The 16379-nt window shown below is 31.7% G+C and carries 16 protein-coding genes; 5 read left to right on the forward strand and 11 right to left on the reverse strand.

Annotated elements, in window-relative coordinates; translation table 11 throughout:
- Positions 1-166: 166 nt before the first annotated feature.
- The 4 genes from KA845_RS02100 to KA845_RS02115 all read right to left on the reverse strand — a co-directional run bounded on the left by KA845_RS02100 (position 167) and on the right by KA845_RS02115 (position 4685).
- Positions 167-520 (reverse strand): hypothetical protein, encoded by a 354-nt coding sequence (locus tag KA845_RS02100; protein WP_107373841.1) that lies wholly within the window; start codon positions 518-520, stop codon positions 167-169.
- 669 nt (positions 521-1189) lie between these two features.
- On the reverse strand, positions 1190-2590 hold the full coding sequence (locus tag KA845_RS02105) for a PTS transporter subunit EIIC (RefSeq protein ID WP_210127759.1): 1401 nt from the start codon (positions 2588-2590) through the stop codon (positions 1190-1192).
- Positions 2591-2611: 21 nt separating this feature from the next.
- Complete coding sequence (chbG, locus tag KA845_RS02110; RefSeq protein ID WP_210127760.1) at positions 2612-3343, reverse strand: chitin disaccharide deacetylase; 732 nt, start codon at positions 3341-3343, stop codon at positions 2612-2614.
- Between the two features lie 16 nt (positions 3344-3359).
- Positions 3360-4685 carry a family 4 glycosyl hydrolase gene (locus tag KA845_RS02115; protein ID WP_210127761.1) on the reverse strand — a complete coding sequence of 442 codons (1326 nt, stop codon included), beginning with the start codon at positions 4683-4685 and terminating at the stop codon, positions 3360-3362.
- A gap of 132 nt (positions 4686-4817) precedes the next feature.
- Between KA845_RS02115 and KA845_RS02120 the strand changes: the two genes are divergently transcribed.
- Positions 4818-5531 carry a GntR family transcriptional regulator gene (locus KA845_RS02120; RefSeq protein ID WP_210127762.1) on the forward strand — a complete coding sequence of 238 codons (714 nt, stop codon included), beginning with the start codon at positions 4818-4820 and terminating at the stop codon, positions 5529-5531.
- Between the two features lie 197 nt (positions 5532-5728).
- Here KA845_RS02120 and KA845_RS02125 read toward each other — a convergent pair whose 3' ends face one another.
- The 7 genes from KA845_RS02125 to KA845_RS02155 all read right to left on the reverse strand — a co-directional run bounded on the left by KA845_RS02125 (position 5729) and on the right by KA845_RS02155 (position 11773).
- Positions 5729-6682 carry an SDR family NAD(P)-dependent oxidoreductase gene (locus KA845_RS02125; RefSeq protein WP_210127763.1) on the reverse strand — a complete coding sequence of 318 codons (954 nt, stop codon included), beginning with the start codon at positions 6680-6682 and terminating at the stop codon, positions 5729-5731.
- Between the two features lie 76 nt (positions 6683-6758).
- On the reverse strand, positions 6759-7277 hold the full coding sequence (locus tag KA845_RS02130; protein ID WP_210127764.1) for a TetR/AcrR family transcriptional regulator: 519 nt from the start codon (positions 7275-7277) through the stop codon (positions 6759-6761).
- Between the two features lie 87 nt (positions 7278-7364).
- A complete protein-coding gene (locus KA845_RS02135) occupies positions 7365-8264 on the reverse strand; it encodes an Mph(C) family macrolide 2'-phosphotransferase (protein ID WP_210127765.1) in 900 nt (299 codons plus the stop codon).
- Positions 8265-8570: 306 nt separating this feature from the next.
- Positions 8571-9758, reverse strand: coding sequence for an NAD(P)/FAD-dependent oxidoreductase (locus KA845_RS02140; protein ID WP_210127766.1), 1188 nt, complete (start codon positions 9756-9758; stop codon positions 8571-8573).
- Positions 9751-10086: a (2Fe-2S)-binding protein gene (locus KA845_RS02145; RefSeq protein ID WP_021459392.1), complete on the reverse strand. Its 336-nt coding sequence runs from the start codon at positions 10084-10086 to the stop codon at positions 9751-9753. Before KA845_RS02145 ends, KA845_RS02140 begins: the two co-directional genes overlap by 8 nt.
- Positions 10079-10345, reverse strand: a complete 267-nt coding sequence (locus KA845_RS02150) for a (2Fe-2S)-binding protein (protein WP_021459393.1) — start codon at positions 10343-10345, stop codon at positions 10079-10081. Before KA845_RS02150 ends, KA845_RS02145 begins: the two co-directional genes overlap by 8 nt.
- Before the next feature lie 57 nt (positions 10346-10402).
- Positions 10403-11773, reverse strand: coding sequence for a sigma-54 interaction domain-containing protein (locus tag KA845_RS02155; protein WP_210127767.1), 1371 nt, complete (start codon positions 11771-11773; stop codon positions 10403-10405).
- A gap of 137 nt (positions 11774-11910) precedes the next feature.
- Here KA845_RS02155 and KA845_RS02160 point away from each other — a divergent pair, with 137 nt between their 5' ends.
- Genes KA845_RS02160 through nhaC form a run of 4 tightly spaced genes read left to right on the forward strand, consistent with a single transcriptional unit; the run spans position 11911 to position 16371 of the window.
- Positions 11911-13074, forward strand: a complete 1164-nt coding sequence (locus KA845_RS02160) for an NAD(P)/FAD-dependent oxidoreductase (RefSeq protein ID WP_238126226.1) — start codon at positions 11911-11913, stop codon at positions 13072-13074.
- Positions 13075-13076: 2 nt separating this feature from the next.
- Positions 13077-14093 carry a proline racemase family protein gene (locus KA845_RS02165; protein ID WP_210127768.1) on the forward strand — a complete coding sequence of 339 codons (1017 nt, stop codon included), beginning with the start codon at positions 13077-13079 and terminating at the stop codon, positions 14091-14093.
- 17 nt (positions 14094-14110) lie between these two features.
- Positions 14111-14917 (forward strand): hypothetical protein, encoded by an 807-nt coding sequence (locus KA845_RS02170; RefSeq protein ID WP_210127769.1) that lies wholly within the window; start codon positions 14111-14113, stop codon positions 14915-14917.
- A 23-nt stretch (positions 14918-14940) separates the two neighbouring features.
- Complete coding sequence (gene nhaC / locus KA845_RS02175) at positions 14941-16371, forward strand: Na+/H+ antiporter NhaC (protein ID WP_167868036.1); 1431 nt, start codon at positions 14941-14943, stop codon at positions 16369-16371.
- The last annotated feature ends 8 nt before the right edge of the window (positions 16372-16379 follow it).

A 16379-nucleotide genomic window follows, 5' to 3' on the forward strand; every position in this document is an offset into this window, starting at 1 on the left:
AACCTATTATTAAGATGATTCCATATTTAAATTGCATTTTAAAATTATGATGTCCTAACTTTTAGTATTTTAAAAAAATAAAAAGCAAGGTAGAAACCAATATTATACGTTGATCTCGTACCTTGCTTTATTCGTGTTCACTTATTATAGCTAATGTAAATATAGTTTATGCTGTTAACATATAATTACGTGCTGTAGTGACATCTAGTAATGTTAAATGCTCTGTTGCATGACGTAACTCTTGTGCTGACTGGCTAAATAATGCCACTGTTGCTTGGTAATAACCATTACCCATAGCTGTTAGTGTCGAATTGATGTTAGCCGCTCCAATGCAATCTTTTGTTACCTTTAGTTCATTGGTATACGTAGTTAGCGCGTCTAACGTCAACATATCACTTTGATATAAACAGCAGTACACGCTTTCTTGTGTGTCTTTCGTTATGCGTTTCATTACATGTGCATCTACAATTTGTAGTAAATACTTATCATTTTCTTGATCTTGCATTGTTGCTTTAATCATTTTTATACCTCTTACTCTGTCATTTTTGATATTAAGTGTGATATAGCATGATTAATGCTGAAACATTTCATGATTCATCTATTTTTAAAGGAAACTCTGTATGACAACCACTAGTGATTGCGCCTAGTTAACATGTTGGGTCATTATCTTACATATATGTGAATTGGTCAGTGCCATTAAAAATTCATAGCGTCTGACATTTGTGCGCTGGTACAATTTATAAATATTATATATGTTCCCTTAAACAATACTATCGCTACTTAATAACTTACGAATCAATATACTATCAATTTTTGATATAAAAAGCACGGAATATTGTCAAAAATCACCCGTTACAATGAAATTGTAATTTTTTAGAAATTACGACGTAATACATTTGAAAACATTTTAATTTGTTAAACAATTTAATGTTAAAAATTATTTACTATAAAATTATTCATTGCCTTTGTGTGAATAATAAAGAGTAATTCAATTTGATGTTGTTCGAATTAAGCAGTAATTGATAGAATAAGTTTTAGTAAAATGAAAGCTCATTACTTCTATTAAATTTGATATTAAGACGATTAAAACACTTATTAACAGAGTCAGTATAACAACACCCCACATTCCTTAAAGCTAATGTGGGGTAAGTAGAAATGAACAATATTTACAATTTGTTAGTTTAAATAATCATGATTCTATTTCTTTAGATAGAGATTTGGCTACTTTATTAACTTCTGGCCCTATAACTATTTGTGCATGATGCTTATCTATTATTATAACCCCATGTGCTCCAGTTTGTTTAATTCTTTCTATATTTACTAATGAACTATCTTTTAATTCCAATCTTAATCTCGTCATGCAATTTTCGAAATCTACAATGTTTTCCTTACCACCGATATTCGAAATAATCTTTTGAGTCATATACTGATAATGATTATGTGTTAAAGATAAATTTTCCTCGTCTTCCTTGTTCATATTTTCTAAGTTATTTTCCTCTACTTGACCAATAATTGGTACCTTTCTATAACGAATATAGTAATAAAAAGTTAAAAAGTATAACATAAAGAATCCTATACCTACAGGGATAATAAGCCAACCTCTATCAGATAAGCTAAGATTCAAAAAATAATCAATAATACTTCCACCCCAAGAAAATCCCTCTCGTACATGCAAATAATATAAAACCATACCTGCTAACCCCGTATAAACAGAATGGATAAAGTATAAAAACGGAGAAGTAAATAAAAAAGTGAATTCTATAGGTTCTGTTATACCAGCGATGATAGCAGTGAAACTACCTGATCCCATTAAAGCCTTAGTATTATTTTTGTTATATTTCGCTATTACTGCAATGGCTAAAGCAATTGCAGGTATACCAAATATAATCGTCACGAAATAGCCACTTAAAAAATAGCCAGCAGTGGGATCTCCATTTAAAAATCGAGTAATTTCACCATGTACCATCTCGCCACCCGAAGTTTCAAACGAACCTAAGCCAAAATAAATATATGTGTTTAATACATGGTGTAAACCAAACGGGAGTAAAAATCTATTTAAAAATCCGTAGATGAATACCCCTATGCCTCCTAAAGTTACAAGAGATTGTGCTAACCAATCTATGGAGTTTTGTGCATATGGCCAAATAAGATAGCTTAATCCTGTAACTGGAATCATCAATATGATTACCATTGTAATCGGAAAATTTTCTCCTGAAAAAAATGAAAAAACTTTTGGTAAATCTGTATCTTTAAACTTGTTGTAAGACCAAGCTGCAATTAGTCCTGATAATAGACCCCCAAATACACTCATATCCAAATCAGAATTTAATATTTTTAAACCTTCATTCAATATAGCGATTGCTATAAATCCTGTTAAAGCTGGAATGCCTCTGTCTTTTGTTTTTGAAAGTCCCATAGCAACGCCAATGGCTATAAGTATGTCAATATTGTTGAAAATAGCTCCTGTAGATTGAAGTAACTTCCAATCTAATAAATCTTCAGAACTAATTCGAAATAAAATTCCAGCAGCTGGCAATGCAACAATAGGAATTAACATGGATTTCCCCATTTTTTGTAAGAACTTCATCATTCTTCCCACACCCTTTAATCATTAAAGATTAGAATAATTTATCAAACTAAATCCATTTGTTACTGTAAAAGTATTTTTAGCATGTTTACTTGTTAAAATATCCAGTTCTTCAATTCTAGGAGTGACAAATGAAGAACTATCTCTTAAAATTTTGTCTATATAGGCGGGGTGACACATTATTTCAATTGTTTCATAACTTTTATAATCATTTTTTATTTCTGCTGCTGTTTTTAAAATGGTTTCAGGTTGACGTTCAAAATAATCTACCATTTTAATATCAGTGTAGTTTTCACTACCCCCAAAATTATTGCGTACAGGTAAATTATATTCAGTTGCTAACTGTAAAAACACTGGTTTGATATTTGGTAAATTATTTACATGATGATGACTATCTAGGTGAGTTGGTTTTAATCCAGTTCTCAAAAATTTTTCAATTTGAGTTTTCCATTCTATATATAACTCTTGAGTATCTATATAAAATTTATTTTCATAATGTGAAATATTTTTGAAATTACCACTACTATCAGTTAAAGAAGATAGGTTACCTGTAAGTGGCTTGCCACTAGTTAATGTTAGGTGCACACCTACCCCGAGTTCTGAATTTTCTTTAGCTAATTGAATTGCATGAGCGAAACCACTCCCGTTAGTTAAACAAGTTGTAGAAGTCAAAATTCCATTTTTATAAGCGTCTATGATTCCATAATTAACACCATTTGAATATCCAAAATCGTCTGCATTAATAATAACTTTCATGTCATCAGTCCTTTGCTTAGTATAATGTCGGCCAATAATCTTGATTTGCATGAATTAAATCATCTAAAACTGTCTTTGCTTTGTCAGTGTCTATAATTGTTCTATTCAACACCATAGCTTGCAACAATTTGTCATAGCTGTTTTCTAAATATGCTTCTACAACCAAACTTTCATAAGCGTGTTGGTTTTCGAGCAATCCCTTATAAAAAGTTCCTATTGTGCCCACGTTAATTGGCTCAACACCATGACTTGTAAGTAATGATGGGACCTCAACTAATGCATCGTATGGTAAGTTAGAAATCACACCATTATTACGTGTCATAACAATAAATTTTTGCTGTGTATTATGAACTAATGATGCAGCAGCTCTAACCATATACGAACCATGAATATCACCTTCAACATTTATTTTAGCGGTGGATTGATTTTGTATAATGGTTTGACAATCATTGAAAACTTCAGTTTCACGTCCATTTATAACTTGTCTTGCTCGTGTATTATTTAAATTTTCTTTTTTTGATAACTTTTCAGGGTATAAATAATATTGCAAATATGTGTTAGGTAAATAATCTTTAAAGTCATGTAACATCGTTTTGGCTTGATTAAATGTGGCTTGCCAGGAGGGATCGTTCGCTATTAATTTATCAGTAGGTTTGAAATCTTCGTTTAATACTTTTTCTTTTATTTTCTTCGTAACATCTATACCTCTTCCATTTCTTATAGCAGTAAACCAACCAAAATGATTTAATCCAAAGTAGTCAGCTTCTAACTCCCAAACGTCTTCATTTAACAAATCAGCATAGCTTTTCATAATACCGATTGGCATATCACAAATATTTAAGATTTTATAATCATCCGGAAAAACTTTATCTAATGCTAAACCAACAATTGCTGCTGGGTTTGTATAATTTAATATCCAAGTGTCTTTATTAATTGAACGAATGTCATTTATCAGTTGAATCATATCCTTAATGGATCTAAATCCATAGGCCATGCCTCCAGCACCACATGTCTCTTGCCCAACCAAACCATGTTTAATAGGTATTTGTTCATCTTGCTCTCTCATTGGTAGACCACCTGTTCTTATTTGAACAAATATAGCATCGGCGTTTTTAAACGCATTTTCCTGATTCGTAGTGAAATTGAAAGATTCTAACTCTGGATAATGTTCTTTTAATAAAATTTGTGCTGCTTGTCCTATAAGTCTTTGTCTTGATTTATCATTATCATATAAAGTAAGACTTTTTAATGGAAGTCGCTCTTTCTCATCAATTAAACTCATTAAAATCCCCAAAGTATATGTGCTGCCCCCACCTATAATTGTTAAATTAATTTTTTTCATAATGAAACCCCTTTCACTTTTGTGATCATTATACATATTTGTATTTTTATTTTCAATACAAATATAATACAAATTTAAATTTTTGTATTATCTATGCCCAAAAATGTTAATATATAAAAAAGGAGCGAAACTATGAATAACAAAAAAATGCCTTTATATAAATATATGATGAAAAATATACAAAATTTAATTGAAGAAGAAAAATTGCAAGAAGGAGATGCCATACCTACTGAAAGTCAGTTATCAAACTTATATGGCGTAAGTAGAGTGACAGTTAGGCGAGCTATAACTGAACTAGTAAATGAAAAAACGTTATACAGTGTAAAAGGTAGCGGAACTTATGTAAGCTCTCGTAAATTTGAACATAACCTTTTTAAATTACAAGGATTCACAGAAGAGATGCAACCTACAAGTGGATCGATACAAAATGAAGTTATAGAATTTAAGTTAATAAATCCAACAGAAAAAATAAGAAACATATTGGAAATAACTAGTGAAGACAAAGTATATAACGTAAAACGTATAAGACATCTAAATGGGGAACCGTTAATTATTGAGAATGCCTATTTGCCTTTTTCATTATTTCCAGATTTATCTATAGACGCAATGACAAAATCGAAATATGGATATATAAAAAGCAAAGGGTATAGTATAAAAAACAGATTTGAGGAATTTATACCAAAATTGCCTGACAATGAACAAATGGAAATATTTAAAATACAAGAAGATGAACCATTATTAGAATTGTGCGCACATTCTATATTAAGTAATGGCAAAATTTTTGAATATTCAGAGGTGGTATATCATCCACAAAAATATAAATTCACACTAGAATTGTCTAGATAAACATATGCCGAGACCACTGTTTAATTTATATATTATAATATTGGCAGTGATTTGAGCCGACTCCTGCGGAAAGCGCACTAGCCTAAGACTACAGGCTGAGACAGTGCCCGTGGAAAGCGTGCACAAAAAACTGCCAACAAAGTCAGAGACTTTATCGACAGTTTGAAGGGAACAAATGAAAAGATTTGTACTTATTTTTATACTTTATTTTTGCCATTATGACTTAATGTTTCATTTAAGGCTTGTTCAAAATCAGTTTTTATAATTGGACCAACTCGGTCTTTATATTTTTGATTATTTAAAATAAAGCCATCCTTCGTGATATACATCATTTCAGTAATTTCTCTCATAAAAGGATTAAATATTCCCATTAAAAATATCATTGTCTTATTTAATGGTATTATTGCTTTTTTATATTTAGTAATTTTACGAGCCAAATGAATAATCTCTTTTCCAGAAATAGGATTTCCTCCTGGTATATTCCAATTTTCACCATAAGCATCCTCTTTTTCAGCAATATTTACGATCATTTTAGCTGCATCTGGTAAATATATATACTCACGAGGTGTCTTCAAATTACCGATAAAGATAGTGTTATTATTGTTTAAAACACCATTTATTGTAGGCTGTAAATATGAATTTTGGGAACTCGGTCCAAAATAATCCGGCAATCTAACAATTAACGGTTTCGCATTTTTCCATTTGTTACTATCAAATATTAAATTTTCAAATTGCAGACGTATTTTTCCTTTTTTCGTATGTGGCAATTTAGGATGATTTTCATCGCCTATAGCAGATTGATGACCATAAACATATATACCATCAACGATAACGATTTTTTTTGATAATTTATCAGCTACTTTCATCACATTATTACCTATGATAGGTAACTTTTCTTCCATTTCTTGATAAGGTACGTTTGCACATTGGAAAATAATATCAACATCTACAGCTGCATTTTCAATTGATTGGTAGTTAAATATATCCCCTAAAGCATAAGAAAGCTTTGTATTATTATATTTTGTCATTAAATTTTGTAATTTATTTTTTGAGCGTCCAAAAGCAATAACTTCTATATTACGGCGTAATAACTCCGAAACAACAGCTTCTCCTGTACCACCAGTTGCACCTAAAACTAGAGCTTTTTTCATTATAAAACACACCCTTTTTATTTAGTGATTAATCAATAAATAAAATTTAAAAATAAATAACTACTTAAAGTAGTTATCAATTTATACTACGATCAATCAATTCTGGAGCATTGATAAATCGAGAGATGTTGCACAGTATACCTCTTGATAAGAAAGTAGTTACTTCATTTTCTGCTTCACTTACACCTTCAGCTATAAATCTATCCAATACATAACTTCTAATATTTAATAGTCCCGTTCTGACAGTTTGTTGTATGTTTTCTTCTGTTACAGAAAGCGCAACGACTTGAATGCTAACCTCATTAGGATACGTTGTAGAAATGTTTTCATAAACATCAATCATATCATTTACAATGTTCTCTTTTGTCGATTCAATGTTTTTAAAGTTTTGGATAATTCTATCAAATGCTTGATTTAAAGAAGCTATAAATAACTCTTCTTTTGTTTTAAAAAACTTGAACACGTATGGTTGCGAAATATTAGCTATAGTAGCTACATGCGCTGTAGTTGTCTTATAGTAGCCATTTTCAGCAAATGCTTTTAAACTAGCTTCTAAGATTTCTTGCTCTCTTTTTGCGCTATTATTATTCTTCATAAAACACCTCTATAATATTTATTGATTAATCACTAAATATTATAGACCATGATGTAAAATAACACAAATTATATTTTTTGATAATTTCTACTTTTCCATACCTAACTCTTTTAATGCCATTTTTTCATATGCCGCTTCTCCTGATTCCATCGCAAATTCAGCAATAAACATTGGAAATACAGCATTGAGTTCTATAATATGCTCTTTCATTCGTGGCCAGGTTTCTCCTCCAGCTTTACCATATGCTGTTATGAGTTGCTCCAATCCTGCATCGTCGAATACACGGTGGTGTCCCATAAAATCCATTGATGGATCGGAGTGTATTGCTTCGGTCCAGTCTATGAGACCTGTAACATTTGCTTCGTCATCTACCATGATATGTCCTGGATGTAAGTCTCCATGAATCATGGTCGCATGTCGAGGCCATAGTTCATCATTTTCTAACCATCGTTGCCACCTATTCCATAAGTCATCTGCTACACCATAAGTTTCTTTAACTTTATTCATTCTTCTTTGAAAGTCATCTTTTACTTCTTGTATGTTTTTAATTTTTATATGCTGTGCAGAAATGTTTTCTTCTGGTATGTTGTGTAAATCTACAAGTGTTTCAGCTAATGTGTTAATAAAGTTTTCTGGTACTGGTTTATGTTCAATTGCCCATACATAATCTTGTAGTTCTGGATCTATCGTTGCTGCGGGTTGTCCTGTCAGTTTTGGATAAGCAATAAGGTCTTGTTCGTGTATTTTCCACTTCGGCACTTCAAAAGAAACATTTTTTTGTAAGAAATCTACTGTTTGTTTTTCAGATTTTGTGCGTTTATAAACGTCAGGTCTCCTTGGTAGTCTCAAAACCCATTCTACGCCGTGTTCATCTTCTCCGAATGCAACTTGAAAATCTAATCCTGATTCATTCAATGCTATTGTTTGAGGTTGTATGTGTAATTGATATTTTTCTGCGCATTTAATAATTTCATTATGTTGAGTCATTTTAGTTCCCCCTTTTTCTAATAAAGTTTCTGTCTTTTCAATTGATTTACATAAAGCCATCTTTAAATTTTTTCATATACTTATAAAATAATGGATTGATAATAACTTTATTCCTCAAATGAAGTAACAACTTCTCGTAATTACTAAATCCCCTCGAAGATTTTAGAATTTATTCTATCCATGTGTTATCGAATTACTTGAAAAGGATCTTATTCCTCATTAACTGGTATGATGTATAGGATAATCCAATCAGTAAGGAGTACAACATTGTCAAATTTAGATAGACAAAGTATTAGTAAATAAAAATTAGATAGTCTCAGAAGACTTCCACATATCATTAATATAATTTCGTCCTTCTTCGATACATTCATGGAATTGTATCGTCGCTTCGCGACGCTCTTGTAAAAGTTCATTTTGGACTGATTTCACTTTATCAGCGCAACCTAATATCTGATAAGCAGCTATTTCTCCTTGTTTCATAGCCACCATAGCTCCTTCAATACCTGTTATATTTCCAGCTATATACAGATTATTTATTTCAGTCTCCATGGCATCATTGTGCAGTGGAATAAACCCTCCTAAACTTTCTACATAAGTAAATGATACATTTAATAATCCAAGAAGCTCAGATAAAGGCGTTAAACCTCCAGACAAACATACAAAATCTATAGGGATAATCTCTTCTTTATTTGAAATTACGTTGCCATCTTTATCTACATTTTTTAATGTAATAGATTCTACCTTTTCTTTACCATTAATAGATACAACTGCTTTTTTTAAATGTACAGATGTATTAAAAAGCTTTATACCTTTTTTAGGAATAAGTTTAAAAGCTAAAGGTTGAATTTGGGGCATAATTTTCAATAATTTCGTACTTAATTTTATAAAAAAGCTAGGCGCCATATGTGAGATATTCAATAATTTTTTAAATACATTTTGAGGAATAGCATCCTGAAAATTTACTTCGTTACAATATGGTAGAGACATGATTTTAACTTCTATATCAGCCATATGTAGTTCAGATAAAATGGCGCTGCTTAAGACATTTATACCTATAATAGCTCCTTTATTACCTGGAGCAACACGTTGAACATTTGTTAGAACTTGTGCTGCCCCCACGGTCATAACACCTGGTAATGTACTTCCAGGTAAAGCTGGCGCTAATTCTTGAGCGCCAGTACACACTAGCAAATATTTAGCTTTAAAATTGCCACTGGTGGTATTAATAATATAATATTCATTTGGTTTTTCAATATTAGTAACGCTCGTGGATAACTTCACAGTTAAGTTAGGGTGATGTAACGCACCAGATAGTGTTTCTGCTTTTTCATATCCATTCCAAACATCTCCGTTATTATCCTCATAGAGTTGACCTATTAATCTCCCACCTATACGGTAATATTCGTCTAATAACAGCACCTTTTTTTCCTTCATAAGAATTCGCGCAGCCGATGCACCAGCAGGACCAGCACCTATTATAATTACATCAAACATGGTTTTCACTCCATTCTCTCACATCATGAGGAAGGGAGTGGCCACTTATCACAGACATTCCTTCTTGTACTGGTGTAAGACATGTTCTAATATTCTTTTTCCCATCAATCTCTGCTCGGCATTCAAAACAATGTCCTATATTACAAAATATACCTCTTGGAGAATTATCATCTTCATGATGACGAATTGTACGTATATCATTGGCTAATAGACAACTTGCTACACTTTCCCCAACGTGACATGTTAGGGGATGATGGTTGTAAAACATTTCCACAGTTTCAGTTTCAATATTTTTCAATAAAGGATGGTTATAAATACGCTTAGTCATCTTCGCTGCCTCCTAACTCTCCAAACGTAACAGGGCGCACGGGAGGTTGAACTTTCATTGTTGTAAATTCAGTATTTATTTTTTTACCTTTATTTATAATCTTATCGATATGATTTTTACATGTTCTTCCACCACAAAATCCCATACCTGCGCGCGTACGTAATTTAGTTTCTCTAACACTACTATCATATTTTTCTACTGTTTTTAATATGTGTTTTAAAGTTACATTTTCACAACGACAAATTACTATATCTTCCATAAGTAACACCTCATTTACTGATTTATAAATATATAAGCAAATTTGATGCCAAACTATTTAAGTAATATTGTAATAAGTTAATTTTGCATATAAAGTCGGTCTAGAAATACCCAATTTTACTGCTGTTGCCTTTTTATTATAATCACACTCTTTATAAATTTTATTTATAATTTCACCTTCATAGTATTTTAACTTTTCTGATAAACTGCCCTCTATTTCAATAGATTTTGAATAATTGTTCTTTTCGAAATTAGCATAATCATCAAAAATGTATTCTTGAAAATCTCCGTCTTCTGAAAAAATAATTAACCTTTCAATGATATTTTGTAATTCACGAACGTTACCAGGCCAGTTGTAGTGTTTGAATTTTTGCATTAAAGTCAAAGGAATGGGTTGTAGTTTGATTTCGTAATTTCGTTTAGATAGTTGATAAAAGTGATATGAAAGTGTTTCTATATCTTCTTTTCTATCTCGTAAAGGTGGAATTTCAATATTTACTACGTTAAGTCTATAAAATAAATCTTCTCTAAATGTCCCTTTTTGTACTTCATCTATTAAGTTTTTATTTGTAGCTGCAACAATACGTACATCAATAGAGCGTTCTGTGGTGCCTCCAACACGATAAAAATTTTTTTCTTGAATCATTCTAAGTAATTTAACTTGCATTTCAAGGGGCATATCAGCAATTTCATCTAGGAAAAGTGTGCCTTTATCCGCCTGTTCAATCAGTCCCTCTTTTCCTTTTTGGTTGGCACCGCTAAACGCTCCTTTTTCATAGCCAAACATTTCACTCTCGAAAAGGTTGGCAGGTATAGTTCCACAATTAACAGTTACAAAAGGTTGTTTAAATCGTTTACTAAAGTCATGTATACTACGTGAAAATAACTCCTTTCCAACTCCGCTTTCTCCAGTAATTAATGTATTAACCTCAGATTGTGCAGCTTTTTTTATTAAATATTTTACACGGGTCATGTTACTACTGTTACCAATAATTGAACTAAACGAACCATGATCATTGTATTCTGAAATTTGACGTTCCAGTACTGAAATTTGGTTTTCAAATTGTTTTATTTTGTTACGGTTATATACTTGGTCACTTACATCTAATTCTGTAACAATGGCCCCAACTACTTCATTGTTGCAAATGATTGGTTTTGAAATGATATTAACGTATTTATTATTACCAGCGTAATGTTCTTCTTTTTGGTAGGGCTTCGCTTTTTTTAATGATTCTAAAATAATTAAATCCTTTTTTTCAAAAAATTGATTAATGGATTTTCCTATAATATCTTCATTTGATATTTGAAATATATTAGATGCTTCCATACTCCAATAAACTACTCGTCCCTCTTTATCAATAATGGTGTAGCTTTGATGACTAATGTTAAGTAATACTTCAACTAATGCTTCTAATTCTGATTTATTCAATAGTATTTTCCTCCAGTGTAAAAAAAATAATAAATACTATATAAAACTTAACACTTATGAAAGCGCTTTACCAAAATTCTTTTATTTTCTTTTTGGCATATAAATTGCTTATAGAATTAGTAAAGGAGGGATATTATTTGAATGATATAAATCACGAGGTACTTATAATCGGTGGCGGAATTATAGGCGCAAGTATTAGTTATTTTTTATCAAAAGCTGGATATGATGTCGGTTTGATTGAAAGTAAAGAACTTGCTTCTTTAACTTCGTCCCATTGTGATGGAAATATTTTAGCGATTGATAAAACGCCAGGGTTTGATAGTCAAATGACTTTACGAAGTCAAAAGTTGATTCACGAATTGAGCAAAGAATTGATTCTACCTTTTGAGTATCGGAAACCCGGAAGTATATTAGTCTGTGAAACAGAAAAGGAGATGCAGGCTGCAGAACAATGGGTTCAACAACAACGAGACTACGGATTAGATTTTAAAATGTTGGATAAACAGGATATAAAAAATGAGTCTAAGTATTTTTCAGATCATTTATTGGGTGGTTTGGAATGTTCTACAGACTCGACGGTTAATCCCTATATGCTCACCTATAGTTTTATTGAAACTGCTAAACAACATGGCTTAAAAGTTTATGAATATGAACATGTGAAGAACATAAATAAAAGTAATGAAACTTTTTATATTCAAACTACCAATCATTCTTTTTACGCTAATAAAGTGGTCAACGCTTGTGGTATATATGCTTCTGAAATAGGAAGTATGCTAGATGTTCATATTCCCATTCATCCAAGAAAAGGGCAGATTTTAGTAGCATCTAGGAATGAAACGGTTGGAATTAGAAAAGTAATGGAATTTGGCTATCTGATGTCCAAATTTGGGGGAGAACGACAAGTATCTAAAGAGATGGAGGATTACGGTATTGCTTTAGTATTTGAACCCACAGAAAGTCAAAATTTTCTTATTGGCTCAAGCAGAGAATTTAATGGATATGATAAAAAAGTTAATTCAAAGGTAAATCGGTTAATCGCACAGAGAGCAATTCATTTTTATCCTAAATTAAAAGATATGAGTTTAATAAGAACTTATTCTGGATTAAGACCTTTTACAGAGGACCATTTACCAATTGTTAGCGAAACAGAAGTTGAAGGATTTTATGTCGCTGCAGGACATGAAGGGGACGGTATCGGGTTGTCTTCTATTACGGGCTTATTTATAGAACAACTTATTTCAGACAAAGAAACAGAAATTGATATTTCTCCTTTATCAGTGAATCGTTTTAAGGAGGTTTAATTATGAAATATGACCGTTTGTTTTCAACATTTGATACACATACTGGAGGAAACCCTACTCGGACAGTTTTGAGCGGAATGCCTAAAATGATAGGGGGTACAGTAGCTGAAAAAATGCAATATATGAAGTTATATTATGATCACTATCGCAGATTTTTAATGAACGAGCCAAGAGGTCATGAAGTAATGAGCGGAACTATCATGGTAGAACCTTGCAATAAGGAAGCTGATTTTGGTGCTATTTATATAGAGACAGGTGGTTACTTACCTATGTGTGGTCACGATACGATTGGGTTTTGTACTGCGCTGATTGAGCTTGGTTTCGTTGAAAAAGTTGATCCTATAACGAGAATTAATATTGATACTCCTGCAGGTTTGGTAAAAACAGAAACTAAAATAGAAGATGGAGAAGTTAAGGAAGTTAGTTTTAAGAACGTCCCGAGCTTTTATTTGAAAACTGTAAATATCGAACATGCAACGCTAGGTAAAATTTTTATCGATATTAGTTATGGAGGAAATTTTTACGGCATTATAGATGCTGACCAATTAGGTATTGAATTAATACCTGAAAATAGCAGCTATATTGTTAAAAAAGCTATAGAGATTAGAAATCAAATTAATGAAAAATATAACGTTCAGCATCCAGAAAAATCGTTTATTAAAGGTTTAACACATATTGAGTTTTCATCTAAAAAAGTGATTCATAAGGATATTAATTTTAAAAACACAGTTATTGTTCCACCAGGTGGTATTGATAGATCTCCTTGCGGGACAGGTACATCAGCTAAAATGGCTACGCTTGTTTATAAAAAAGAACTTAAAAAAGGAGATGAATTTTTACATGAAAGTATTATAGGTTCTGTTTTTAAAGGAATCGTGCTAAATAATACAGTTGTTAATGGATATGAATATATTGACGTTAGTATTTCGGGTAGGGCTTGGCCAATGGGAAAACATGATTTTTATTACAGTGAAAAAGCGAAGGAAGATAATTACTTATTTATCCCGCCATTAACTTAATATAGGAGGTTTATAAAATGAACACTCAATTGATATGTACAAGCTATGATTGTGAAGTAATGGGTGGTTTATTTAGATTTGTTTCTTTTGAACAACTTAAAACTACTTCTAACCAAAAGTTAAGTATGGATTGGATGAAACAAAACATTTCAAAATTATCAGCAATGTATCACGAGCCTAGGGGTCATCCTTATTTATTATTTTGTGTTTACTCTATTAAAGGCGACAAATGTGAAGTTGTAACGTTTCAGCCTCTTGGCCATTCAGTACAATTAGAAACAATTTCGAAAGCCACACGTTTTATGTTACAGAATGTAGTGAATCCAAATATCAATTTTAATATAGAAGTAAACGGCTTATATACGAATCATTCAGTGGAAGATAAAAACATGGAAGTTAAAGTGTCTTCAGTGGAGTTAGTTAAAGAAAAAGAAGAAATGGATATTTATAAAGTTGATAGTAAGCTTTACGGGTTTGTTAAAACTCTAGATTTAAAATCGATGAACATACAAAAAATATTGGGAATATATGATGCATATCAAAAACACCATCAGCAAAATGATATTGAAAATTATATATATTTTGATAGCAAAACACATCGTGTCTTAATTATGCATAGCGATCAAATTGTTAGGGTGCCAGATTCAGCGGCGTATTCTATAATATATCATCGTTTCGACAATATATCTAGTCTACTTACTATGACGAATCAACATATAAAAACTCAGGATAAAAAATTTGTTTTAGAGGCATCAGTAAGTAGCTTTAGTCAATTTTATATGTCTGAAACAGATCCATTTAAAAAAGGGTTCATTTTACAATGACCTTAAACTAAAGGGTGGGGAAAATGGATAACAATTACAGATTACCAACCGGAAAAGAAATCATATTTATACTTATAGCATTTATTATAACTATGTTTGTAGTAGTGATTTATTTAGGATTACCAATCCAAATAGCGTTATTACTTATTTGGTTCATCATCATTATAGTTGGCTTAAAAATAGGTTACTCCTATAACCAACTTCAAGCAGGTCTATGTAAAGGCATATATGAGGGAATGGAAGCAATACTAGTAATGATTTCAATTGGAGCATTAATAGGTACATGGATTGCTAGTGGTATTGTACCAAGTATTATTTACGCAGGATTGCATATCATAAGCCCAACGTTCTTTCTTGTTACAGCATTTGTTATATGTATTATAACTTCCTTGGCGACTGGTACATCTTTTGGATCAGCAGGAACAGCAGGGATTGCGATGATAGGAATTGGCACAAGCTTTGGAGTGCCCCTTCCACTTGTGGCAGGAGCAGTTATTTCAGGCTGTTACGTAGGAGACAAAATGTCGCCACTATCTGACACAACAGTTATGACAGCTTCATTATCTAGAGTGGACTTGTTTGACCACATCAAATCAATGTCATTCGTCTCTATACCAAGTGTCATTATTACTTTAATTCTATTTGGGATAGCTAACTTTACAGTGAGCAGTAAAGAAGGTAGTTTAGCTCAAGCTGAAAAAGCGATGGGACAATTATCTGATCAATTTAACATTTCAGGTTGGATGGCAGTGCCTTTAATAATAGTTATAATTCTATTGGCATTAAAGGTTCCCTCTGTTCCTGTAATATTATTCGGAAGCTTAATGGGAGCATTATGGGCTGTTTGGTTCCAAGGCATCCCTTTTGTGGAAAGTATAAAAATATTATATAGAGGTAATGATATTTCTTCTGGCATCTCATTTATTGATAACTTATTAAATCGTGGAGGCATCACCTTTATGCTCGAGACAGTATTACTCGTAATCATTGCCTTAGGTATTGGAGGATTAATGGAAGTAATTGGTGTTACTCAAAAAATAAGTAATATATTTAGTGAATGGGCTTATAATTCAGGGCGTTTAACTTTAACCACTTTACTAGCAGGGATATTTGGTAATTTCTTTGGTGGTGCTGCATATGTATCATTACTTACAGCAACAAAAATGACTGAAAAAAACTACGATAAGTTAAAAATTAAGCGTACCGTATTATCTAGGAATTCAGAGGCAGGTGGTACAGTTACTACCCCAATGATTCCATGGTCAGATGGTGGGGTATTTATGGCTACCACTTTAGGTGTATCTACCATGCACTATTTACCTTTCTTATGGTATAGCTTTGTAGTTCTTATTATTTCCATTATTTTCGGTTTTAAAGGAATATTCATATGGAAAACAGATGATTATTACAGTGAAAAAGAGAGTTATAAGAATCATAAAATTAAAACTAAATAAGCAGATAA

The sequence above is a fragment of the Staphylococcus sp. GDX8P114P-2 genome (assembly GCF_017892945.1).
In the GTDB taxonomy this organism is placed as follows: domain Bacteria; phylum Bacillota; class Bacilli; order Staphylococcales; family Staphylococcaceae; genus Staphylococcus; species Staphylococcus arlettae.